This is a genomic window from Streptomyces sp. NPDC002520, from assembly GCF_053595235.1.
Genome location: NZ_JBSFXG010000010.1, coordinates 1 through 22,305, shown reverse-complemented (window position 1 = coordinate 22,305; position 22,305 = coordinate 1). Strand labels below are relative to the sequence as shown.

At 70.1% G+C, this 22,305-nt stretch carries 23 protein-coding genes and 1 pseudogene; 20 read left to right on the top strand and 4 right to left on the bottom strand.

The genetic code is table 11. From position 1 onward, the window contains the following. Positions 1-23: 23 nt before the first annotated feature. The 6 genes and pseudogenes from ACWD5D_RS16365 to ACWD5D_RS16340 form a co-directional block, all read left to right on the top strand. On the top strand, positions 24-482 hold the full coding sequence (locus tag ACWD5D_RS16365) for a carboxymuconolactone decarboxylase family protein (protein WP_451373557.1): 459 nt from the start codon (positions 24-26) through the stop codon (positions 480-482). A gap of 103 nt (positions 483-585) precedes the next feature. After that, positions 586-1,377, top strand: coding sequence for a heavy metal-responsive transcriptional regulator (locus ACWD5D_RS16360; RefSeq protein ID WP_451373365.1), 792 nt, complete (start codon positions 586-588; stop codon positions 1,375-1,377). After that, complete coding sequence (locus ACWD5D_RS16355) at positions 1,374-1,685, top strand: hypothetical protein (RefSeq protein WP_451373364.1); 312 nt, start codon at positions 1,374-1,376, stop codon at positions 1,683-1,685. Before ACWD5D_RS16360 ends, ACWD5D_RS16355 begins: the two co-directional genes overlap by 4 nt. A gap of 227 nt (positions 1,686-1,912) precedes the next feature. Then, the gene (locus tag ACWD5D_RS16350) at positions 1,913-2,083 is read left to right on the top strand and encodes a DUF4259 domain-containing protein (protein WP_451373556.1); all 171 of its coding nucleotides are present in this window, start codon (positions 1,913-1,915) and stop codon (positions 2,081-2,083) included. Positions 2,084-2,499: 416 nt separating this feature from the next. After that, a complete protein-coding gene (locus tag ACWD5D_RS16345; RefSeq protein ID WP_451373363.1) occupies positions 2,500-3,216 on the top strand; it encodes a hypothetical protein in 717 nt (238 codons plus the stop codon). A 431-nt stretch (positions 3,217-3,647) separates the two neighbouring features. Next, positions 3,648-4,184, top strand: a pseudogene (locus ACWD5D_RS16340) (amidohydrolase family protein); the annotation flags it as partial. Here ACWD5D_RS16340 and ACWD5D_RS16335 read toward each other — a convergent pair. Then, on the bottom strand, positions 4,148-5,269 hold the full coding sequence (locus ACWD5D_RS16335) for a LacI family DNA-binding transcriptional regulator (protein WP_451373362.1): 1,122 nt from the start codon (positions 5,267-5,269) through the stop codon (positions 4,148-4,150). The pseudogene ACWD5D_RS16340 and the gene ACWD5D_RS16335 overlap by 37 nt on opposite strands. A gap of 148 nt (positions 5,270-5,417) precedes the next feature. Here ACWD5D_RS16335 and ACWD5D_RS16330 point away from each other — a divergent pair, with 148 nt between their 5' ends. The 9 genes from ACWD5D_RS16330 (at position 5,418) to ACWD5D_RS16290 (ending at position 15,493) form a co-directional block, all read left to right on the top strand. Beyond that, positions 5,418-7,058 carry an ABC transporter substrate-binding protein gene (locus ACWD5D_RS16330; protein WP_451373361.1) on the top strand — a complete coding sequence of 547 codons (1,641 nt, stop codon included), beginning with the start codon at positions 5,418-5,420 and terminating at the stop codon, positions 7,056-7,058. Next, on the top strand, positions 7,058-8,011 hold the full coding sequence (locus ACWD5D_RS16325; protein WP_451373360.1) for an ABC transporter permease: 954 nt from the start codon (positions 7,058-7,060) through the stop codon (positions 8,009-8,011). The genes ACWD5D_RS16330 and ACWD5D_RS16325 overlap by 1 nt, the downstream gene beginning before the upstream one ends. Further along, positions 8,008-8,880, top strand: a complete 873-nt coding sequence (locus ACWD5D_RS16320) for an ABC transporter permease (RefSeq protein WP_451373359.1) — start codon at positions 8,008-8,010, stop codon at positions 8,878-8,880. The genes ACWD5D_RS16325 and ACWD5D_RS16320 overlap by 4 nt, the downstream gene beginning before the upstream one ends. Before the next feature lie 5 nt (positions 8,881-8,885). After that, on the top strand, positions 8,886-9,866 hold the full coding sequence (locus ACWD5D_RS16315; RefSeq protein WP_451373358.1) for an ABC transporter ATP-binding protein: 981 nt from the start codon (positions 8,886-8,888) through the stop codon (positions 9,864-9,866). Then, positions 9,863-10,690, top strand: coding sequence for an ABC transporter ATP-binding protein (locus tag ACWD5D_RS16310; RefSeq protein ID WP_451373357.1), 828 nt, complete (start codon positions 9,863-9,865; stop codon positions 10,688-10,690). The genes ACWD5D_RS16315 and ACWD5D_RS16310 overlap by 4 nt, the downstream gene beginning before the upstream one ends. Before the next feature lie 30 nt (positions 10,691-10,720). Further along, positions 10,721-12,148 carry an amidase gene (locus ACWD5D_RS16305; RefSeq protein ID WP_451373356.1) on the top strand — a complete coding sequence of 476 codons (1,428 nt, stop codon included), beginning with the start codon at positions 10,721-10,723 and terminating at the stop codon, positions 12,146-12,148. Between the two features lie 443 nt (positions 12,149-12,591). Beyond that, entirely contained in the window at positions 12,592-13,902 is a 1,311-nt protein-coding gene (locus ACWD5D_RS16300) for a radical SAM protein (RefSeq protein ID WP_451373355.1), read from the top strand. Next, positions 13,899-14,687 carry a polyprenyl diphosphate synthase gene (gene uppS / locus ACWD5D_RS16295; protein ID WP_451373354.1) on the top strand — a complete coding sequence of 263 codons (789 nt, stop codon included), beginning with the start codon at positions 13,899-13,901 and terminating at the stop codon, positions 14,685-14,687. Before ACWD5D_RS16300 ends, uppS begins: the two co-directional genes overlap by 4 nt. 197 nt (positions 14,688-14,884) lie before the next feature. Further along, entirely contained in the window at positions 14,885-15,493 is a 609-nt protein-coding gene (locus tag ACWD5D_RS16290; protein WP_451373353.1) for a DUF317 domain-containing protein, read from the top strand. Here the strand turns inward: ACWD5D_RS16290 and ACWD5D_RS16285 are convergent. Both ACWD5D_RS16285 and ACWD5D_RS16280 read right to left on the bottom strand, forming a co-directional pair. Further along, positions 15,420-15,833 (bottom strand): RidA family protein, encoded by a 414-nt coding sequence (locus ACWD5D_RS16285; RefSeq protein WP_451373352.1) that lies wholly within the window; start codon positions 15,831-15,833, stop codon positions 15,420-15,422. The two genes, ACWD5D_RS16290 and ACWD5D_RS16285, sit on opposite strands and share 74 nt — an antisense overlap. A 233-nt stretch (positions 15,834-16,066) precedes the next feature. Further along, positions 16,067-16,726 (bottom strand): DedA family protein, encoded by a 660-nt coding sequence (locus ACWD5D_RS16280; protein WP_451373351.1) that lies wholly within the window; start codon positions 16,724-16,726, stop codon positions 16,067-16,069. Positions 16,727-16,925: 199 nt separating this feature from the next. Between ACWD5D_RS16280 and ACWD5D_RS16275 the strand changes: the two genes are divergently transcribed. The 5 genes from ACWD5D_RS16275 (at position 16,926) to ACWD5D_RS16255 (ending at position 21,053) form a co-directional block, all read left to right on the top strand. Beyond that, a complete protein-coding gene (locus tag ACWD5D_RS16275; RefSeq protein WP_451373350.1) occupies positions 16,926-17,153 on the top strand; it encodes a hypothetical protein in 228 nt (75 codons plus the stop codon). A 205-nt stretch (positions 17,154-17,358) separates the two neighbouring features. Beyond that, positions 17,359-17,985, top strand: coding sequence for a DedA family protein (locus tag ACWD5D_RS16270; RefSeq protein ID WP_451373349.1), 627 nt, complete (start codon positions 17,359-17,361; stop codon positions 17,983-17,985). 116 nt (positions 17,986-18,101) lie between these two features. Next, complete coding sequence (locus tag ACWD5D_RS16265) at positions 18,102-18,938, top strand: Chromate resistance protein ChrB (protein WP_451373348.1); 837 nt, start codon at positions 18,102-18,104, stop codon at positions 18,936-18,938. Positions 18,939-18,976: 38 nt separating this feature from the next. Further along, positions 18,977-20,113: an MFS transporter gene (locus tag ACWD5D_RS16260; RefSeq protein WP_451373555.1), complete on the top strand. Its 1,137-nt coding sequence runs from the start codon at positions 18,977-18,979 to the stop codon at positions 20,111-20,113. Positions 20,114-20,402: 289 nt separating this feature from the next. Next, positions 20,403-21,053, top strand: a complete 651-nt coding sequence (locus tag ACWD5D_RS16255) for a phosphatase PAP2 family protein (RefSeq protein ID WP_451373347.1) — start codon at positions 20,403-20,405, stop codon at positions 21,051-21,053. Positions 21,054-21,673: 620 nt separating this feature from the next. On the opposite strand, the gene ACWD5D_RS16250 is transcribed toward ACWD5D_RS16255, so the two are convergent. After that, positions 21,674-22,066, bottom strand: coding sequence for a BlaI/MecI/CopY family transcriptional regulator (locus tag ACWD5D_RS16250; protein ID WP_451373346.1), 393 nt, complete (start codon positions 22,064-22,066; stop codon positions 21,674-21,676). Positions 22,067-22,305: the final 239 nt, after the last annotated feature.

Genomic DNA, 22,305 nt, shown 5'->3' with positions numbered 1-22,305 from the left:
CTCCGCAAGAGTCGCAATCGGCGATGCAGGCCGTGACCGAAGCATCGGGCGGCACGATGCCGGACGCGGTGGCGCGGCTGGCCGCCTCGCCCGAGTTGCTCAACGGATTCCTGGCCCTGAGCGCGAGTTTCGAGCGCTGCACGCTTGATCCGCTGGCCAGGGAGGTCGTCATCATGACGGTCGCCGCACGCAACCAGTGCCACATCTGCGTCGCCATGCACACGGGCAAGCTCCGCAAACTCGGCGCGGAAACGGAGCTCATCGCCGCCCTGCGCGAGGAGCGGGCGCTGGCCGACGAACGGCTCGAAGCGATCCGGATGTTCACGCTCGACGTGCTGTCCACCGCCGGCGGCGTGGACGATGACGCGCTCACGACCCTGCTGGCACACGGATACACCGAGCGCAACGCACTGGAAGTCGTCCTGGGCGTCGGCACGTACACGATGTCGACGTTCGCCAACCGCCTCGTCAGGGCGGCGTGAAGGGCGAGCCTCGTCGGCGTCCAGGGCGCCGCTGCGATGAGGGCGTCTCCTGGGCAGCCACGACTTGACCTTCGAGCCGGGTTGAAGGTTTACCGTCGGCGGTGTGACGACTTACCGCATCTCGCAGCTCGCCGAACGCGCCGGTGTCCCGGCTACGACGCTGCGTTTCTACGAGAGTGCCGGGCTGCTGCCGGCCGAGCGGACCGCGTCCGGGTACCGGGTCTACGGCGAGGACGCGGTGGATCGGCTGGCGTTCATCTCCTCGGCGAAGCTGCTGGGCCTGGCGCTGGAGGAGATCCGCGACCTGCTGGACGTGAGGGAGGAAGGCGTGTGCGCCTCTGTACGCGCCCGGATGCTGCCGCTGATCGCCGACAGGATCGCGGACACCGACGGCCGGATCGCGCAGCTGCGCTCCTTCTCCGCTCACCTGGCCGGTGTCCACACCACCCTGTCGGGTCCGGCGCCCGAGGGGGCGTGCGGGCCGGACTGCGGCTGCACCACGGTCGGCACGGGCCCGGCCGGGCCCGTGCCGGTGACACTCTCTCCGACTCGCCCCGCGGCGAGCCGGGCGGCCGAATCAGCGCAAGAGGCGTGGCGGGACGCCCCGGTCACCTGCACCCTCGGCGGCGCCGAGCTGGGCGAGCGCACCGAGCGGTGGCACACGCTCATCGGGAAGGCCGGCCGACGGGAGGAGATCGACGACGGGCTGCGGCTGGCCTTCCCGCCGGACGCCGGGCTCGCCGGCGAGATCGCAGCGCTCGCCTCGGCTGAGCAGGGCTGCTGCGCCTTCTTCGACTTCACACTGCACCTGACCCCTGACGCCCTTCAGCTGACCGTGCGCGCCCCGGAAGCCGCTGCCGGAATGCTGGCCGACCTCTTCGGAGCGCCCGAATGACCACCACCCCGCCCTCCCGTCCCTCACGCCCGTGGGGCCTGCTCGGCACCGGTGCGGCTGCGGCGGCCGCTTGCGCGGTGTGCTGCGCGGGCCCGCTGCTGGCCGTACTCGGCGGGATCGGATCCGTCTCCGTGATCGGCGCCGTGTGGGTGCCCGCACTCGCCGTGCTGGCTGTCGCCGCCGTCGCCGGGATCTTCGTCGTCCGCCGACGGCGGCGTACGGCAGCCTGCCGGACGACTCCGGCCCAGGCCGATCTCGGCATGCCTACCGCCGGCCCACCGCGCAAGGACGGCGCACCGACGGGCTGAGACGTCGTACGGCCGATGCCAGAGCTCGGTGACCCGCCCAGCCTCCATACAGGCGTTGTCGATGGACATGCCAACCGGATCACGATGCCCAAGCGTCAGATGCTCGGCCGCGCTGGGTTCGCCCTCCTGCGGAAGCGCGCCCCGCTTTCCTCCTGACGACCGCTGTCGATGGTGGGTGCGATGACCACCGCACGTCAACGCGGGGAGCACCTATGGGCACTTGAGATATCGGTCCCTTTGAGAATGACATGGCCGCGGACTTCGCCTACGCCCTGGACGAGACGGCCCAGGACGGGCGCGGAGACCTGGTGCGGGCGACACTCATCCGCACCATCCAGGCCCTGGACCACCTCGCAAGCCCGGGAGGCGCAGAGGCTGTCGCAGCCGCCGCTCTCTAACGGCGCAGCACCTGGGCGGTGAACCGATCAGTACAAGTCACGGGCCCGAGGAAGCCCTTCCGACCACAATGCTGCACGGGCAGCCTGCTGTGCACCTCCTGCTGGTGATCTCCGCCTGACGTTGCGTTGCGGTTGACCTTCGCTGCAGATCAGGCCACGCCCTTCAGCGACATCACGCGACGAAACTCAGTAATCGGATAACCCGGCGCTACCGATCACAGAAGTTGAGCCAGAGCCCGGAACGGGAAGCACGCGGCTCGTTGCAGCCAGGCTCTGCCGTCGGCGATGCCCCTGGCCCAGGTGGAGCGCCCTGAGCGTTACTCGGGTGTAGGTGAGTATGAGTACTCATGTGGGCAGTAGTCAGCTTCCTGCATGTTGCGTGCATGCGATCGATATCCCTCTCGAAGCCTGTTCTGGTGGCCGCGCTCGGCTGCATGGTCCTGTCCGGCTGCGGCACTCAGCACGCCGCCACCGATCAAACCCCCGCAGGCGGTGCCGTCTCGGCGACAACCCCGCTGGATGCTTCGCACAAGGATCCGGAGATTCGGTTCCTTGAGCTGATCACCCGCATCACGCGGGGCTGCGACCCGGACGCCCCCGGCGACACAGGTGATGACGTCGTGCCCAACCCGGAGGACCTGCCCGGTTGGGAGGAAGGGGCCACACCGAGATACGGGCCGGGCGAGACCCCGCCGGGTGTCCCGAATTCCGACGGCGACACACCGGTTGCCCTTCCTTCGGATGCTCCCGAGCCGCCGAAGTCGACCCCTTCCCCCACCAAGCCCACGTCGCTCAAGGAAGTGCCGCTGACCGGCATCGAGAAGTGCAGCGGCAGCGAGCACGCACAGCGCGTCAGCGAGGCGTTCAAGAACACGAAGACGACCAGCTACCAGGCGATGCGCAAGAGGCTGAAGAGCCTGGACTACCCGGCGTCGCGGATTCACCGGATGCCGAACCACGCGGGCGCGCCACGGGCAAGACTCGACCTGCGCTTCATAGACAGCCACTTGGCTTTGGAGGTCACCGGCACCAGTAGGGGAGTGACCGTCGAAGCGTTCGGGGCCCCGGAGACGGAGGGCGTGGAGGTGACCGACGTGAAACGGAAGCCGAAGCCGGACGCGCCCACGTCCTGACCGGACCGCACGGGACGTGCGCAAGAAAGGGGACGCCCTCTATGTCCTTCGTTGAGCGGGAACGACCTTGCCCGAGGACGAGCGACGACAGCACTCGGCCCGGCAAGAAAGGCCCAGCGCTGTCGAAACTCGCGCACATCTCGCCCTGGCCGCGGCAACCGAACGCCTCCCGAACCGGCGTCGAAGTGCTGTCCGTTCCCAGGTTCCGGCTCGCTTTCCGTGAACCGTTCGCAATGAGTGATCAGTGGGTGTTTCCAGCGTCTGGAGGATTGTTGCACTTCCTGGCGCCACTGATCGACGTCGGCACTGTCCACCCAGCCCGTCGCCACTTCTGAGCCGTCCTGGAGTACACGGTTCGGCGCGAGCTCGGCCGACGCGCGGAGCGATGCCGGTACCAGCCCCTGGGTCGGGGTTCTCCCATGCCGGCACCGGCGGCCCGCACCGCCAGCGGCCGCCGCGCCACCCGGCACCACCGCGCCCACCTGCAGGTGGTCCATCCCGACGACATCCCGCGATCGCCAACATCCAGCCGCTGTGGCCGCACATGAGCCGCAGATGGACGAGCTGACCATTCTCCCCTGGGGCCCGACCGCGGCGCCGGGCAGGACCCCTTCGGCTCCCTGCTGCGGGCCGGCGCGACCCTGGCGGCGGGCAGCGACTGGTCCGTGAGCAGCCCCGACCCGCTCGCCGGGATCCATACCGCCCTCAACCGGACGGGGCCCGGGGCGACCGACCACCGGGGCTTCCTGCCCGAACAGCGCCTCGACCTCGCCACCGCGGCCTCGGCCTACACGGCGGGTTCGGCCCACGTCAACGGCCCGGACGACGCCGGCATCTTGCGGCCGGGCCGCCTTGCCGGCCTCGTGGTCCTCGGCCGGGACCTCTTCACCGCCCCGGCCGAGGAGATCCACACGGCCCGGGTTCCGCGGACCTACGTAGGGGAAACGCTCGTGCACCCCGCCTCCTGACGGCCGCGCCGTCGGGGCGCGGCCGCAGCCGTGGAATCGCCCCCGCGCTCCGACGACGCCCTGATCTCCAGTTTCGTCCGCACCAGCGTGCCCGTCGGCTCCTGGCTCCCGCTCTCCAAGGCCGCGACGAGCAGTTCGACGCCCTTCTCTGCCACGCTCACCGGCTGGAGGCTCAGGGTCGTGACGGGCGGGTCCGCGTGGGCGGCCGAGGTGTCCTCGCTCGCGCACACCACCAGCAGGTCTCCGGGGACCGACAGGCCCAGCCGGCGTGCGGCGTCGAGCACCAGCGGCGGATTGGCCTCGGTCAGCACGAACAGGGCGTCCGGCTGGTCGGGCGTGGTGAGGGACCGCTCGACCGCCTCGATGGCAGGGCCGTTCCCCGGCCGCGCCGAAAAGGTGACGCAAGGTGTGGCGCCCTGCTCGGCGCACCAGCGCCGGTAGGCGTCCAGGACGCCCGTGTAGAAGCGGGTCGGGGTGTCGGGTGCCACGACAGCGATGCGCCGCGCGCCCTGTGCGTGCAGGTGGTCCAGCACCTCGCGTACGGCGGCGTCGGCGTCGACGTCCACCCAGTGCGTGCCGGGGCGGCCCTCCACCGAGCGGTCGGCGAAGAGCGGTATGCGGGCGGTGACGAAGTACTCCACCAGGGGGTCGTTCAGGAGCGGGTCCGCGACGATCGCGGCGTCGAGCGGCAGGTCGGCCCACTCACCGGGCGAGGAGCCGGTGGGCAGCAGCACCAGGGCATAGCCGTGGCGCAGGGCCGCGGTCGCGACGGCGCTGGTCAGTTGGGTGAAGTAGGAGGAGTCCATGTAGGACCCGGGGCCCGTGGGGTATTCCCCCACGGCGTAGCCGATGAGCCTGGCGTGCCCGGCGCGCAGCAGCCGCGCCGTCGGGTTGGGCCGGTAGCCGAGGCGGCGTGCGGCCTCGCGGGCGCGCTCGCGCACGGCCGGCGAGAGGCGTCCGGTGCCGTTGAGCGCCGCGGAGACGGTGGTCTTGGACAGACCCGCCTCGCGGGCGACGTCGACGAGGCGGACCCGGGGCACGGCGGCCGGGACGCCGTGGCCGGTGCGGCGCGGAGTTTCGGTCATGCGCTGATGCTGCCAGTCCGGCGTGCCGCCGTCCACGCGTCCCTGACCTTTAAAAAACCGTTCCCGCAAACCCTTGTGCGGGAACGTTCCCGCATCAATACTCGCTGCCACCTCCACAACCCTCCACCCCCGGAAAGGGGTCGGTTCCTTGCATGCCTCCCGATCCACCTCCCTGCTCGCCGGAGCCGTCGCCCTGGCCGCGACCGTCACCGGCTGCTCCGGCGCCTCGTCCACCGGCGCCGGGTCCGCCAAGGGCGGCACCGCCTACCAGGTCTCCGCGGACACACCTGCGGCCAAGGGCTCGATCCCGTCGTTCTCCTGGTCGCTCTACGCCGAGCCCTACTCCCTCGACTACACACAGGCCTGGGACTACCCGCCCAACACCGTCCTGGCGAACGTCTGCGAGCAACTGTTCCGCATCACTCCGGACATGAAGATCGAGCCGGGCCTGGCCGTGAAGTCGGCCCATCCCGACCCGCTGACCTGGGTGTACACCCTGCGCAGCGGCGTGAAGTTCCACTCCGGTTCAACCATGACCGCAGACGACGTCGTCGCCTCGCTCAAGCGCCATCTCGACCCGGCGGTGGGCTCGGCGTGGGGCAGCGCGTTCAAGAACGTCGACTCGGTCACCAAGACCGGCCCACTCGAAGTGACGATCAAGCTCAACAAGCCCGACGTCCTGCTCAACGAACTGATGGCGGCCTCCCCCGGCACCATCGAGAGCGCCGCGTTCCTCGCCAGGACCGGACGGGACTACGGCAACCCGAAAGCCGGCGTCGACTGCACCGGCCCCTACACGCTCGACACCTGGGCCCAGGGCGACAGCATCACCCTGAAGAAGAACCCCACGTACTGGGACAGCACGCTGACCCCCAAGGCGCGAAGCGTCAAGTTCGTCTTCATCCAGGACCCGGCCGCGCGCACCAACGCCTGGCTCTCCGGATCCGTCGACGGCGGGTACCTGGTGCCGTCCACCTCGATCGGGCAGCTCAAGTCGACCTCGCGGGGCAAGCTGTACTTCGGCCCGAACACCGCGGCCTCCGACCTCGCCGTGTTCAACCTCAAGGGCACGCTCGGCGATCTGAGGGTCCGTAAGGCCCTGTCCCTGGCGCTGGACCGGCAGAGCATCATCAAGGCCGCGGTCGCGGGAGTGGCCGTCCCGGCCAAGGCCCCGGCCGCGCGGGGCGCCTGGCAGACCGCCCCGGACCGGACGGACCGCTACTTCTCCGCCCTTCCCGACCTGGCGTACGACATCGACGGCGCCAAGAAGCTGATCAAGGAGGCCGGTGCGACCGGCAAGAAGGTCGTCATCGCGAGCAGCACGCTCACTCCGGAGATCACCGTCGTCGCCAACGCCGTGCAGGCAGCCGGCAAGCAGATCGGTCTCGACGTGCAGATCAAGCCGGTCGCGCCCGACGCGTACACCGCGCTCTTCACCGACCCGCACGCCAGCGCCGGCATCGACCTGGTCTTCACCAACGGCTACATCAACTCACCCGACCCGCTGGAGTTCTACCAGTCGTTCCGCACCGGCGACTTCGGCAACTACGGCAAGTACTCGAACCCGAAGTTCGATGCGCTCTTCGACCGGGCGACGGCGGTCGCCGACCCGGCCGCCCGTGCCGACCTGACCGCCGAGCTGCAGAAGATCGCGCTGCGCGACCTGCCCGCCATCCCTCTGTACGAGGCTCCCCACTCGGTGTTCCTGGGCAGCCGGATCACCGGTGCCCCGGCCGGCATCGCCCAGCTGTACTACCCGTGGGCCGCGAAGATCGGCTCGGCGAACTGATGACCCGTTACCTCCTCGGACGGCTCCTGGGGCTGGTGTCCGTGCTGCTGATCACCTCCTTCCTGGTCTTCAGCGCGGTACACCTGGCCCCCGGGGATCCTGTGTCCTTCCTTCTCAAGGGCCACCCGGTGTCACCGGAGACCAAGGCCGCGATCCGCGCCCAGTACCACCTCGACGACCCGTTCTTCACCCAGTACCTGAAGTGGGTCGGCAATGTGCTCCACGGCGACTTCGGGCGCTCCGTCCAGTTCCGGAACGACGTCGGGTCCCTGATCGGCTCGCGCCTGTCGAGCACGGCCCTGCTCATCGGCTACTCGGCCGTCCTGGTCTGCCTCGGCGGCGTGCTCGCGGGCATCCTCGCCGCGCTGCGCCCCGGGGCGGTCGACCGCGTGGTGCTCCTGTGCACCGGCGTGGCCACGGCGACCCCGCCGTTCGTCAGCGCCATCGTGCTTGTCTCGGTGTTCTCGGTGCAGTTGGGCTGGTTCCCCGGGCCCGGCGACGGCGGCACCGGCTTCGCGGACCGGCTCTACCACCTGACCCTGCCCGCTTTCGCCCTCGCGGTCACCCTCGCCGGGCTGCTGGCCCGGGTGACCCGCTCCTCGATGCTCGATCAACTGGGACGGGAGCACGTGGAGGTGGCGCGTTCCCGCGGTGTCGGCGAGGGCGACGTGGTGCGCCGGCACGTGCTGCGCAACGCGCTCGGACCGATCGTCACCGTCGGCGGCTCGATGCTCGCAGGGCTCCTGGTGAGCACCTCGATCGTGGAGACCGCCTTCAACGTGTCCGGGGTCGGCTCACTGCTCGTGCAGTCGGTGACGGTCAAGGACTTCCCCGTGGTGCAGGCGATCACGCTGATCACCGTGGCGGCGTTCGTGCTGGTGAACCTGGTTGTGGACCTCGTCACGCCGCTCATCGACCCCCGGCTGACCCTCACCCGGCGAGGTGCCTCATGACCACCGCAGCCAACGTCACCGACCTGCGCAGGCGTCCCGGTCTGCGCCGCCTGCGGGTGTTCGGGCAGGGGCCGCTGTTCACCGCGGCTGTCCTGCTGCTGGCCGTGCTGGTGGCCGTCGCCCTGTTCGCGTCGCTGCTCGCGCCGTACGACCCCGACGCCCTCGACCTTCAGGCCACCTTGGCCGGGAGCAGCGCCGACCACCTCCTGGGTGCCGACCAGTCGGGCCGCGACGTGCTGTCGCGCCTGCTGTACGGCGCGCGCTCCGGGCTGCTCGGACCGCTCGTGGTCGTCGCGTTGTCGACCCTGCTGGGCATTCTGGTGGGCGTCGTGGCCGCCTGGCGCGGCGGCTGGGTGGACGCGGTCCTCTCCCGGTCGATGGACCTGGTGTTCTCCTTCCCGGGCCTGCTTGTGGCGATCATGTTCGTGGCGGTCACCGGACCGGGCATGACCGCGCCCGTCATCGCCATGGCGGTCGCGTACACGCCCTACGTAGGCCGCCTGGTGCGCAGCATCGCCCAGCAGGAGAAGGCCCGTCCGTACATCGAGTCGTACCTCGTCCAGGGCTGGTCGGGCTGGACGATCTGCGTCCGGCACCTGCTGCCCAACATCGCGCCGACGGTGCTCGCCCAGTCGGCGATCAACTTCGGGTACGCCCTGATGGACCTCGCGGCGCTCTCCTTCCTCGGCTTCGGGGTACAGCCGCCGACCGCCGACTGGGGCGCGATGATCAACGAGGGTGAGGGCGCGCTGTTGCAGGGCGCGATGCTTCCCGCGCTCGCGCCTTGCGTGTGCATCGTGCTCGCCGTCGTGGCGTTCAGCATCGTCGGCGAGGGCATCGCCGACCGGGTCGCGAAGCGGGAACGGTGAGGCGGATGACTGTGCAGCAGACTCTTCTCGAGATCGACGACCTCACCGTGCGGCTGCCTGAGGGGCGCGCGGCCCGGCCGATCCTGGACGGTGTGTCACTGCGCGTCGCGGCGGGCGAGACCGTCGGTCTGGTCGGTGAATCCGGTTCGGGCAAGTCGGTCGCGTGCCGCAGCGTGCTCGGGCTGCTGCCCGAAAGGGCGCGGACGGACGGCGAGGTCCGTGTGGCGGGCCGTGACGTACTGACGCTGGACCGGGGCGGACTCAAGGAACTGAGGAGCCGTCAGGTCTCGATGATCTTCCAGGACCCGCGTGCCTCGATCAATCCGATGCGGCGCGTGGGCGACTTCCTCACCGAGGCAATGCGCGCCGCCGGCGTGCCCGCGGCGGCGGCGACGGGCCGTGCCGAGGAACTCCTCGACGCCGTGGGCATCCGCGACCCGCGAGGGGCGTTGCGACGCCACCCGCACCAGTTCTCCGGAGGCATGCTCCAGCGGGTCGTCATCGCGGCCGCACTCGCGAGCCGGCCCTCACTGCTCGTCGCCGACGAGCCGACGACCGCGCTGGACGTCACGACCCAGGCCGAGGTCATCGCGATCCTCACCCGCCTGCAGGCCGAGCGCGGCACGGGGATGCTCTTCGTCACCCACGACCTGGAACTGGCCTCGGCCATCTGCGATCGCGTCTACGTCATGTACGCGGGACGAATCGTCGAGATGCAGGCCGCAGGCGACCTGTTCGAACACCCGCGCCACCCGTACACGGCCGGCCTCCTCGCCTGCACACCCCGCGTCGAACCCGACGCGGCGCCACCGCGGCCCATCCCCGGCCGCCCGGTCTCGCTCACCGAGTCGCCGCCCGGCTGCGCGTTCGCCGCGCGCTGCGCGCACGCGCAGGAGCGCTGCTCGGCCGAGAAGCCCGTCCTGCAGCAGTACGGCGGCGAGGGCCTGGCCGCCTGCCTGCGCGCCGAAGAAGGGATCCCGTTGTGACTGCCGTGAGAGAAGACAGCGGCGCGTCCGGTCTCGTGGTGGAAGGACTGCGCAAGGAGTTCGGCGGCCACGCGGCCGTCGACGGTGTCTCCTTCACCCTGCCGCCGGGGGGCTCGCTCGGCATCGTCGGGGAGTCCGGCTGCGGCAAGACCACTACGGCGCGCATGCTCGTCGGCCTCGAGACACCCGATGCCGGCACCGTCCGCCTGGGCGGACGCGACCGTTCGACACGCGCCCGCGGCCGCGCCGAGCGTCTGGCCCGCGCCCGCGAGGTCCAGATGGTGTTCCAGGACCCGTACCTGTCCCTCGACCCGCGCATCAGCGTGAGCGCGTGCATCGAGGAGGTTCTGCGCCTGCACTTCCCGCTGGACGCGCCTGCGCGGCGCAGGCGGGTCGCCGAACTCCTCGACCAGGTCGGACTGGGAGAGCGCGAGGCCGCGGCGCTGCCCCGCCAGCTGTCCGGCGGGCAGCGTCAACGTGTGGCGATCGCCCGGGCGTTGGCGGCCCGGCCACAGGTGCTCATCCTCGACGAGGCCGTCGCCGCTCTCGACGTCTCCATCCAGGCGCAGATCCTCGACCTGCTCGCCGGCATCCGGCGGGACGAGGGCATCGGCTTCCTCTTCGTCAGCCACGACCTCGCGGTCGTCCGGCACATCACCGACGAGGTGGTCGTGCTCAGGGCCGGAAAGATCGTCGAATCCGGCCCCACGACAGCCGTCCTGACCAGCCCCGAGCATCCCTACACCCGCCTCCTGCTCGACTCCGTACCGCGGCCCGGATGGGATCCGGCCCGCATCTCCGCGGGCCGCCGCGCGCTTGCCTGACTCTTCTGACTCATCCCAAAGGACCGTCACATGACCGACCTCACCGACCTCGCCTACCTGCCCGCCACCGAGGCCCTGCGCCGGTTCCGCGACCGCTCCCTGTCACCGGTCGAGCTGATGACCGCGGTCATCGCGCGCGCCGAAGCCGTCGAGCCAAAAGTCAACGCCCTCGCCGAGCGGACCTTCGAGGAGGCGCTCGCCGCCGCCCGTGAGGCCGAGGCACGCTATGCGGGCAAGGGCGAGGCGCCCCGCGCTCTGGAGGGTCTCGCCGTCGCGACGAAGGAGGAGCAGCCCATCGCGGGCCGTCGCAGCACGGACGGATCCCTGGCGTTCCAGGACGAGATCGCCGAGCAGACACACCCGGTCATCGAGCGGGTCCAGGCCGCCGGCGGCATCGTGCACGCGCGGACCACGACCCCGGAGTTCAGCTGTGCGGGGTACACGCAGTCACGGCTGTGGGGTGTCACCCGCAACCCGTGGAACCCGCAGTTCACTCCGGGCGGCTCCTCGGGCGGCGCGGGCGCCGCACTCGCGGCCGGTGAGACGACGCTCGCGACCGGCTCCGACATCGGCGGCTCCATCCGCATCCCCGCCTCGAACACGGGCACGGTCGGTTTCAAACCGCCGTACGGACGCGTGCCGGCGATGACGCCGTTCAACCTCGACACGTACTGCCACGACGGTCCCATGGCGCGCACCGTCAGCGACTGCGCCCTGCTGGAGAACGTCATCGCGGGGCCTCACCCACTCGACGCGGTCTCGCTGCGGCCCAAACTCGTCCTTCCCGAGCGGTTCGAGAGCGCCGAGGGCCTGCGGGTGGCGCTTTCGGTCACCCTCGGGGACTGGCCGGTCGACCCCGAGGTCGAGGCCAACACCCGCGCGGTCGCGGAGTCGCTGCGCGCGGCCGGGGCCGTCGTCGAGGAGGTCGAGGTCCCCATCATGCGGGCGGACGTGATGCGGGCAGCGATGATCCACTTCGGTTCAATCTTCGGCCCCTACATCGGATCGGTCGCCGCCGAGCACGGCGACCAGCTCACCACGTACGCGCTCGACTTCGCCCGGCGGGCCGCCGAAGCCGTCAGCGAGCCCGGCAGCGTCCTGCAGGGTCTTGAGATCGAGGCCGCTGTGCAGACGACGCTGGGCGCCCTGCTGGACCGCTACGACGTACTCCTCTGCCCGACCACCGCCGTCCCGGCGCTCAGCGCGGACGACGACTACCTTTCGACCAAGGTCGTGATCAACGGCGTCGAGCTGGACTTCTACCTGGAATCCGCGATGACCACGGTCTTCAACATCGCCAGCCGCTGCCCGGTGCTGAGCGTGCCGTCGGGTTTCGCCTCGACCGGAGTGCCGACGGGGGTGCAAGTCGTCGGGCGCACCTACGACGACACCACGGCGTTCCGCGTCGCGGCTGCGATCGAGGCCGTCCGGCCCTGGAGCAGCGTCCCGGTCCTCTGACTCGGCGTCATGTACCGGACCCCGGAGGCGTACCGGTGAAGGACATCGCCGAATGACATCCCGCCCCCACCCCAACCCGCGGTCCGGCCCCTGGTGCACTCCGCCGGCCACGGCAATGCCGGCCTCCGGCCTGGAAGTCCCCGGGCGGAGGCAGTCGACCGGTTCTGGAGGGGCAACTCGCTGGTCGCCCCTCCAGAGTGAAGACGGCTCGCCGAAGAGCGGGCCGCCGCGTTCAGCAAGGGTGTGTCACGTGGCTCTGGACATCCAGATGAGGAAAAGCTGACCGGACGAGCCGCACGCTCAGACATTGCAAAACCCTTACGTTTTCAACCTCTGATAGGTAATCATATGACTCTCATCACATGGGTGGTGAGAAACCACATACCTACCGACATGGCCGTGTGGAAACACGCCAGTCCGATGTCAGCGAGCAAGGAGGAGCCATGTCTCCTGTCACCACTGTGTCGCAACCCCCTCGTGATCAAGCCTTCGTCGGCAAGCAGTGGTGGCATCGCTATACCGCGATGACGGTCACTCGCGGCAGTGACGGGGCGGCCCTGACCGTCCCGTGCGCCTCGATCATCACCGAGTTCGCCGATTTCAACCCCCGGTGGTACATCGACCGTTTGGTCCGCACCGGACTCGCCTCTCCCTACCTGGTCTTCCTGGACGTCACCAACGCCTGCACGGACGACTGTCCGATGTGCTTCACCGCCACGAAGCGCTACCGACAGGGCCTGCACCTGCACCAGAACGTCGACGTCACTCTTGCCCGGCTGGCGGAGCTGAAGGCGGCCTACCCCGACACCTTCCGCCTGGTAGGACTGTCCGGATCGGGTGAGCCCCTACTGGTGCCGGACGCGCCACGACTCATGCACGGCATCGCCGATCTCGGCATGAAGGTGCACATGTACACCGCCGGGCTGCCGCTGATGCGACCTGCGGTGCAGGAGGCCACGCTGGCCAGCGCGGTCAGCGTCCGCATCAGTCTGGACGCCACCACGGAGGACGCGTTCCGCGCCACCCATACGGCGACCGGCCTCAAGTCCCGGATCAATGCGGTGCGCGGCCTGGTGAAGAAACGTTCCGACGCCGGGCCGCTGATCGGCGTCTCCATGGTCATCCAGCGGGCCAACCACACGCAGATCCGCGACTTCGCCCGCATGGCGGCCGACCTGGGTGTCGACTGGGCGACGCTGCACCAGGAGACCTACGGCGTGGTCACCTCGGCGTTCACTCCCGACGAGCAGCGGCAGATCACCGAAGACCTGGCGTGGGCCGAGGAGTTGACCGACGACACGTTCGTGGTCGATGTCCCGCACGCCTCCCGCCGCTACACCGCCACCGAGCGAGTCATCCGCTCAGGCAAGCTCACCCCGATCCCCGTCCTCGACCGGTGCCTCTCGTCACGACACCGTCTGAGCTTCGATGCCGACGGCGGCTATTCGGCGTGCGTGATGAGCGCCGCCAACTACGAAGCCAATGAAGAGAGCCGTATCGGCCAGCTCACCGAGGACTCGACCATGCAGTCGATCCACACCGCGGTCCGCCACGGGGCCGGCACCGCGCTGGGCAGGCCGGCCGACCTGGACTGCGCCCGCTGCGAGTGCCTCGCCTACGACCGCATCGTCGAACAGGTATTGCCCCATCTAGCGGGAGAAACCGACTGGGACGTCGAACTCGTACCGTACGTCCCCGGCGTCCGCGACCCCGACTACGCCTTGAACCTGGTTACCCGTGGAGCAGGACGGTGAGCACCTATCCCCTTCGGCAGACCGCGGAGCAGGTCACCTCTGTGGTGACCACGGACGTCGGGCCGACACCGGCACCGGAAGCGGGCCCGCGGACACTACGGCACGTGGCGGCGATCCTGGACGGCAACCGCCGCTGGGCCGCCCGCCGGCATCTGCCCGCCCAGGAGGGTTACCGGGCGGGCGCGGCGAAGGTGCTGCAGTTCCTGTCCTGGTGCGTGGAGGAGAATCTCGACGTCGTGACTCTCATGGGTGCCTCCGCCGACAACGTGGAGCGAAGGGATTCCGCCGTCCTGGCCGACGCCCTGCACACGATCGTCCGCACCCTCAGCCGGCTCGCCGACGAAGGACAGTGGCGGATCCGCCCGATCGGCAGCCTGCACCGGCTTCCCGCGCAGATCGAGGACGAACTGCTACAGATCCGCGAGCGCACAGCTCATATCGCGCACCGCACCGTCAACGTCGCGGTGGGCTACGGCGGCCGGGAGGAAATCACCGACGCCGTCCGGGCGCTGCTCGCTCACCACCAGCGGCAGGGCGGCCTTCACACCCTTCCTTCCACCCTGACCTCCGACGACATCGCCGGCTGCCTCTACACCGCCGGACTGCCCGACCCCGACCTGGTCATCCGCACGTCCGGGGAACAACGTCTGTCCACGTTCATGCCCTGGCAGACCGTGTACGCCGAACTGTGCTTCGTGTCCACCCTGTGGCCGGACTTCTCCCGCGCCGACTTCGATGTCGCCCTGGAAGGATTCCACCGCCGGCAACGACGCTTCGGTACCTGATCCGACTCGGCATGAACGTCATCGCGGATCCAGCCCTCGTTGAAGCGGGTGCTCGGCCCGCGAGGGCGTGAACCGACGGACGCGGGCCGTCGGCCTTCCGGCGCCGTCGGCCCGTCCCGTGGGAGGCAGGGGCTTTCCCTACGCCCCACCCCTGCCTCCCACATACGTCCCGTTCGGCGCACGAGCCTCCCGCACGGGTGAATGTCCCTCTTCCCTTCCGCGCCTTCACAGGGACGCAGTCGCCCTGCGACCGCGCCGCACGAGGCGTACACGCCGCTCTCGCCCACGGCTGGTGGCACAGCATCAAAACGGAGGGCACACGGGCCTTCCTCGCAGTGGAGGGCCTCGGCAGCGTGCGCCACCGGTACGCCAGCACCGGTCCCAATGGGCCGACCTGGCAGGTCTGGGCCGGATACCCGGGCGAACCACACTGCCGGGCGCGCTTCTCTTGCGGCACGCCCACCACACTCGCCGCCGCTTTCACCGCCTCGCTGATCCCCACCGCCCCGCTGCACCGCGCCGCGAAGGACGTCCCCTTACCCACCCGCCATCACCTCTACGCCGCCGCAACAGCAGCACCTGCTCACCGCGCCGGGCGCCCGGCCCGTCCACGACGCCGCACACCGCCTGCACTGGCCCGGCCGGCGACGACGCCACCAAGCCCGCCCGCACCGCCCACTACCGCAGACAGGCCACGACGCAACCGTGAAGACGCTTGGCCTGCACGGCCGTTTACCGTCCCGTCGCGGTCACTGCAGCAACGCCGTCGATCTCGACGAGCACGCCATCGCGCACGAGCTGTGTAACGACCGTGGTCCGGGCGGGCAGCGGAGAGCAGTCGGCGAAGAACTCCCCGTACACGCGGTTGAAGGCGGCAAAGTGCCCACGGTCACCGAGATAGCAGGTGCACTTGACGATCAGGTCCTTGCTGCTGCCGGCTGCCACGAAGACCGCGACGAGGTTGAGCAGAACCTGCCGCACCTGGTCCTCGAAGTCGGTCGGTATCTCGTGCGTAACAGGGTCGAGTGGCCCCTGACCGGAGGTGAAGATGAGATCACCGGTCCTGATTGCCTGGGACAACGGAGGCTCGGTGCCGTCGGAGAAGCGTACGAACGGGGCGTTCTCGGTGTGGATGCCTTCGATCATGGAGGCATTCTCCGTCACGGACCCCCGCCGATCACAAGGTCCCCGGCCCTCTCGCCGGCCACATCCGCACCGCCGGGCAGCCCTGCGCCCAGAGCGATCACACCCGATACGCCCACCGCGGATTGCAGACCGGCTGCCGCACCGAGCCAGCCCGCCGGCGGATTCGTCAGCAGCCCCAGGTCACCGGCAGCGCAGGCCGGCACCACCCCGGTCGAACCCGATGCCGAGGTTCATCAGGTGCCGGAATCACGGTCGGCGCGATTCGTGCGGCGCACACGCAGCACTTCCAGTGCCACAGGGGCCAGGGAGACGACGACAACCGCGGCCGCCGCGGGCACGAGGTAGGCGTCCGGATGACGTACCGAGTCGCCCAGCCAGAAGCCGCCGAGTACGAGCGATTGCGACCAGACCAGGCCGCCGATCACCTGCCAGAGGACGAAGGTTCGCGCCGGGACCCCAAGTGCCCCGGCCACCGGATTGAGGACGGTGCGCACTACCGGTATGAACCGTCCCAGCACCACCGCCTTCGCATGGCCGTAGCGGGACAGCAGCAGTTCCGCTCGCTCCACACCTGCGCGAAGGCGCGGGTTGCCGAGCCGGGCGAGAGCGGCACGGCCTGCTCGCCGTCCGGTCCAGAACCCGACCTGGGCGCCGACGACGGTGCCCGCCGCGGCGCACAACAAGACCGACAGCAACGGCAGATGAGGACCGCTACGGGCGGTGGAAGCGCACAACAGCCCGGCCGGGACCAGCAAGGTGTCACCCGGCAGAAGGAAGCCGACCACCGGCAGCCCCGTCTCGGCGAAGACGCAGAGCAGGACCCCGAACGCGCCGTAAGTGGACAGCAGCCAGGTGGCGTTCACCGCGGCTGCCTCGCGCCGCTGCCTGGACACAGTGATCCCAGGGACATGGTTTCCGGGTTCCTTCCCCGCTTCTCCCCGCCGACCTACCACGCCGCCCATGCGCGGGCGAGGCAGAACGTCCACACGTCGGCGGGGAGCTGTAGCCGCCACGGACATGACTTCACTTTCTACATCATGTAGTAGCTTACGGTATGGCCACCCAGTCCACTCCCGACCCGGAGAACGTCGGATGATCCCCTCGATCTCTCACACCGCCGCCTTCGACGCCGCGATCCTGCTGGATCTGGGCGTCGAACTGATACTGCCGTCCGTCATGCTGCTCGGGGTCGCCGCCGTCGTCTCCGACAAGGCGCGCGAGAGGCTTGCGACCCGCGGAGGGCTGACGGCCGCCACCCTCCTGGCACTCGGACCGGCTGCCGCCTACGTGGCGTATCGGCTCGTCGCCCTGACCGGATGAAACCGGCCGCCCGGAGCTTGCGGGGCGCGGCCGGGAGAGGCAGCCGTTCCCGGCCTTGCCGCGCCCACACCGTCAGCTCGCCACCGCTGGCGCCGTCAGACGGGCCGCCTGTCGAGCAATACCCTGAACACGACCACCCCGGCGCGGCCCGGTCCGAAACACATGACCACCGGACTCGCCATGTTGCGGAAGGACCGAGATCCGCATGAGTTCACCACCGTTGCCCGGGGTTCTCGGTGACATCGCACCGATCCTGGACCACTGGGGCTACTGGGCCGTAGGCGGCCTGATCTTCCTGGAGGACTTCGGCGTCCCCGCCCCCGGCGAGACGATCCTGATCGCCGCGGCCGTGTACGCGGGGGCCGGGCAGCTCAACATCGTCGCCGTCATCGCCCTCGGCTTCTTCGCCGCCATCCTCGGCGACAACGTCGGCTACCTCATCGGCCGCACCGGCGGACACGCCCTGGTGCGGCGCTACGGCAAGTACGTCTTCCTCCCGCCCGAACGGTACGAGAAGGCCGAGAAATTCTTCACCCGCCATGGCGGGAAGGTCGTCACCGTCGCGCGCTTCATCGAGGGGCTGCGCCAGGTCAACGGCATCGTCGCCGGCGCCGCCGAGATGCCCTGGCCCCGCTTCGTCGCCTTCAATGCCCTCGGGGCGGCGCTGTGGGTCGGGCTGTGGGCGGGCGTCGGTTATCTCGCCGGGAACCACATCACCACCATCTACACCGAGGTCAACCGCTACTCGACCTATCTCCTCATCGCCCTGGGCGTGCTGATTCTCGCGCTCGTGGCCCGCGCCGCAGTGCGCCGCCGGCGCGCGTCGGACTGATCACCCCTCCCGCGTCGAGGCCACGGAGCCGACGACAGGCATCCGTGCTGGTCGCAGATGCCGGAGCGGAGTCTTCGGCCAGACAGGGAGCTGATCGACGACGAGCCCGCCGCCGCATGGGCCGTGCCGCCCGCCGGGCCGCCCATCGCTGCGACCCCGCGCGCATCGTCGACACCTACGAGGATCTCTTCGTCCACCTGGCCGCCTCCCAGAACTCCCGCGCCCGGCAACGCACCAAGGCCCGGTCGCGTGGCCTGGCCGCACGAATACTGCGCCGCCTCGGCCGCCTGGGCCGCCTCGGCCGCCCGGGCATCTCCGCCCGGGCCGACGGACGCCTTCAGCGTTCACCCGCGCGGCCGTCCCACGATGTAACGCCTGATACATTTCAGAATGTGTCGAGCATAGAGAGCTGCTGGCTCATCCTCCTGATCAAACTCCCTGCACAGCCGTCACGGCACCGGGTGGGCGTCTGGCGGGAACTGCGCAGGATCGGCGCGCTCTCGCTCGGCCAGGGCATCTGGGCCATGCCCGATGTGCCCGTCTTCGCCGAGGGCATCGCGCGGGCGGTCACGCTGACCGAGCAGGCCGACGGCCAGGTCGTGACGCTGAGCGCGTCCGGGCGCGACCCCCAGGACGCCGTCCGCCTTCAGGAGATGTTCGGCGCCGCCCGGTCCGCGGACTGGGCGGAGTTCCTCGCCGACTGCGGCAAGTTCGAGGCGGAGATCGCCAAGGAGATCCGCATCGCCAAGTTCACGCTGGCCGAGCTGGAGGAAGAGGAGCAGTCGCTGGAGCGGCTGCGACGCTGGCACCGTGACCTGACGGCACGCGACGTGTTCGGGACCCCGGAGGCGGCCGAGGCCGGCGAGCGGCTCAAGCAGTGCGTGGCCGTCTGCGAGGACTACGCGGAGCGCGTCTTCGCCGCGCTGCACCAGGCCCCGGAGTCGGAACAGTGAGCACGGCGCCGACGGGGCAGACGGCTCCGGCCCGCCACATGTGGCCGCTGTACGCCGCCGGGTTCACCACCGCTTTCGGTGCGCACGGGATCGCCGCCAATCTCGGCGGCCACGCCAAGGGCGCGGTCACCTCACTGCTGGTGCTCGGCGGTCTGCTCGCCCTGTACGACGGCGCCGAGGTACTGCTCAAGCCGGTCTTCGGGACGCTCGCCGACCGGATCGGCGCGCGCCCGGTCCTGCTCGGCGGACTCGTCGCCTTCGCCGCCGCATCCGCCCTGTACGTCGTCGCCGACAGCCCCGGCTGGCTGTGGGCCGCACGGCTCGGCCAGGGCGCCGCGGCCTCCGCGTTCTCCCCGTCCGCCTCCGCACTGGTCGCCCGGCTCAACCCGGCCGCCAAACACGGCCGGGCGTTCGGCAGTTACGGCTTCTACAAGTCGATCGGCTACACCCTCGGCCCGCTCCTGGGCGGAGTGCTGGTGTGGGCCGGCGGCCTGCGGCTGCTGTTCGTCGTGCTGGCCGTGCTCGGTGCGACGGTCGCCGTGTGGGCCCTGCTCGCCGTCCCGGTCGTACCGCCGCTGCCCAAGGCCCGGCAGACGGTGCTGGACCTGGCCCGACGACTGGCCGACCCGGCGTTCCTCGCCCCAACCTCGGCATTGGCCGCGGCAACCGCCGCCCTGTCGGTCGGGGTGGGCTTCCTGCCCGTGTCCGGGCGGGCAGCCGGTCTGGGCACGATCGCCACCGGTGCCGCCGTGTCGGTGCTGGCCGCCTGCGCGGCCGTGGTCCAGCCGAAGGCCGGACGGGCACTGGACCAAGGCCGGCTCACGACCCGTACAGGCATCACGGCAGGGCTGCTTCTCACCGCCGCCGGTTCGGGGTGCGCCATGCTGCCGGGGCTTACCGGCATCCTCCTGGGGGCCGCGCTGATCGGCGCCGGAACCGGGCTGATCACCCCGCTCGGCTTTGCCGCCCTGGCCTCGAGCACTCCTGCCGAGCGTCTCGGGCAGACGATGGGTGCTGCCGAACTCGGACGCGAACTCGGCGACGCGGGAGGGCCGTTGCTCGTCGCTACGGTTGCGTCCCTCACCACCCTCACCCACGGCTACGCCGTCCTCGCCGCCATCCTCGCCCTCGGCCCCGCGCTCTCTCTGCTACGACGCCGCCCTACTGGAGGCTGACCGGCGACCCCCACTGTGTGGACAGGTGTCCGGCGCAGCAGAACTGGCCGCGCACTCTGGCCGGACACAGGGCGACGGTGGCAAGGAGTGCGGCGATCGGGGTGAGGGGGCTTCATCCGGCGAGCAGTCCGCCTGGGCCGCAAACGAATTTCTACTACATGTAGTAGATTGAATGGACGGCCACCACCGGTTCACCGTGATGTCACCCAGCGTGCCATCGCGGGCATGGGGACTGGCCGGCGACGCCGGGCAGCTCCGCGCCGCCTCACTGACACGGAAGGACGTGCCCATGACCGCGGCCGCCACCGCGCAACTGGCCTTCGACGGGTCCGGTATCGACGGCTCTTTGTTCACCTCCATCACGGACTTCGCCCACGACACCAAGTGGCTCAACACGCCCATGGAGGTGTGGACCAACCTCGGCCTGGGTGTGTTCGCGGTGCTCATGGTGATGGGCTGGTGGAACGCCCGTCGCCGCGGTACCGAGGCGATGACCGTCGCCCTGGCCGCGCCGGTCGCGGTCGTCGTCGCCTTCGCGGCTGCCGAGGTGGTCAAGAAGATCGTGGCCGAGGCGCGACCCTGCCGGTCGATGCCTCACGCATATCTGGTCGACTCCTGCCCGGCGCCGTCCGACTACGCCTTCCCCAGCGGGCACGCCACCGTGGCCGCCGCGACCGTGGCCGCCCTGTTCCTGCTGGATCGCCGCCTGAGCGCGATCGCCGCGGTGTTCGCCGTGGTGGAGGGCTTCTCCCGGATCTACGTCGGCGACCATTACCCGCACGACGTCCTCGGTTCCGCGATCCTCGCCCTCCCCGTCGCCTACCTCACCAGCCTCGCGCTGCGCCGCTGGGCCACGCCACTGGTCGCGGCCCTGAACCGGGGCGCGCTGCACCCGCTGCTGACCGCCGAGCCGCGTGCGGCCACGCAGCACGCCCGGTAACCACCGCCCGAAAAGGACACGCGCCGAGCACTGACGTGCCCGGCGCGTCCCGTCTCTCCTCCGTCCACGACGAAGAGCCCGACCGTCCGGGGCTGCGGGAAGGGACGAACCCGCCACGAGGCGTGCGGGGGATGGCCGCGTTTCGGACGCCGTGGGTCGTACCCGTTGATCAGCGCCCGGCCTGCGACGCACGTCACGATCACCGGCTGATGCCGGAGCTTGCCCGGAGCCGCCGCCTGCTGACGAGTGAAGAACCCTCTCGCGGTTTTCCCCGACCACGACCCACCACGACCCCCAGTCCTTCTGGCGGGGCCGCACTCATCCGCCACGAACCCGCCAAATCCCATCGGACGACGCCCCAGAACCAGCGCCGACAGCCACGGGCCTCCCGGTGTTACGGCGAACACCGCCGGCGCGGCGATTCATGAGCCGTGCTGCAGCGGCACGCCGGCCAGAGCAGACGCCGTCCGCTCACAGCTGACACGGCCCGGAAGGCCGGCACTCATGCCCAACTGTCAGGGTTCCATGTGACGAGGTCCCGAGAAGAGCGGGCAGCGCGTGCGCAGCTGCGTGGCGGTGGCGTGGGCTTGCACGACGGCCTCGGACAGCCCCAACACGCCTCAGCCCCGGTCAGGAAAGTCGCCGTGCAACAACTGTTCCAGCAGCTGCTCGTCCTCCGTCGACAGATCCGACACGAACCGGGCCAGCACCGCCGCACGGTCCCCACCCTCGTCCAGCAGTGAGTGCATCCCCGCAGCCGCATGCCCGGCCTGATCATCCACGGGCGCATAGACATGGCTGCGCCCCTCCCGCTGCCGGGTCACCATTCCCTTGTCGCACAGCCGCGTCAGGATCGTCAGCACCGTCGTATACGCGGCCCCGGGCACCTGTTCCTGGACCGCAGCCGCGGGCACCGGACCGCCCGCCGACCACAAGGCAGCCAGCACCTCTGCTTCCAGCTCACCCCGCGCCCGCCGCGGGGCCTCCCCCCGGTCGTCCTTACCGCCTGTCACCTGGCACCTCCCTCACCACTTCGGCCAGGCCGTCCTCGATCGTTCAAACTACTACGAGACTTGAAGTTCTCCCCTCCCTTCGCAAGCTCAGGAAGGGGATTCCCGTCTACCTTGCGGTGACAGGTTTGACGGTTTTAACCGCCCTACGACCGCGCCTTCCGGCGGCCGGGACCTCCACGATGGCGTGGCCGATCCGGTACAGGTGCAAGATGTTCCGGGATGCGTTCCAGTCGGCGTTG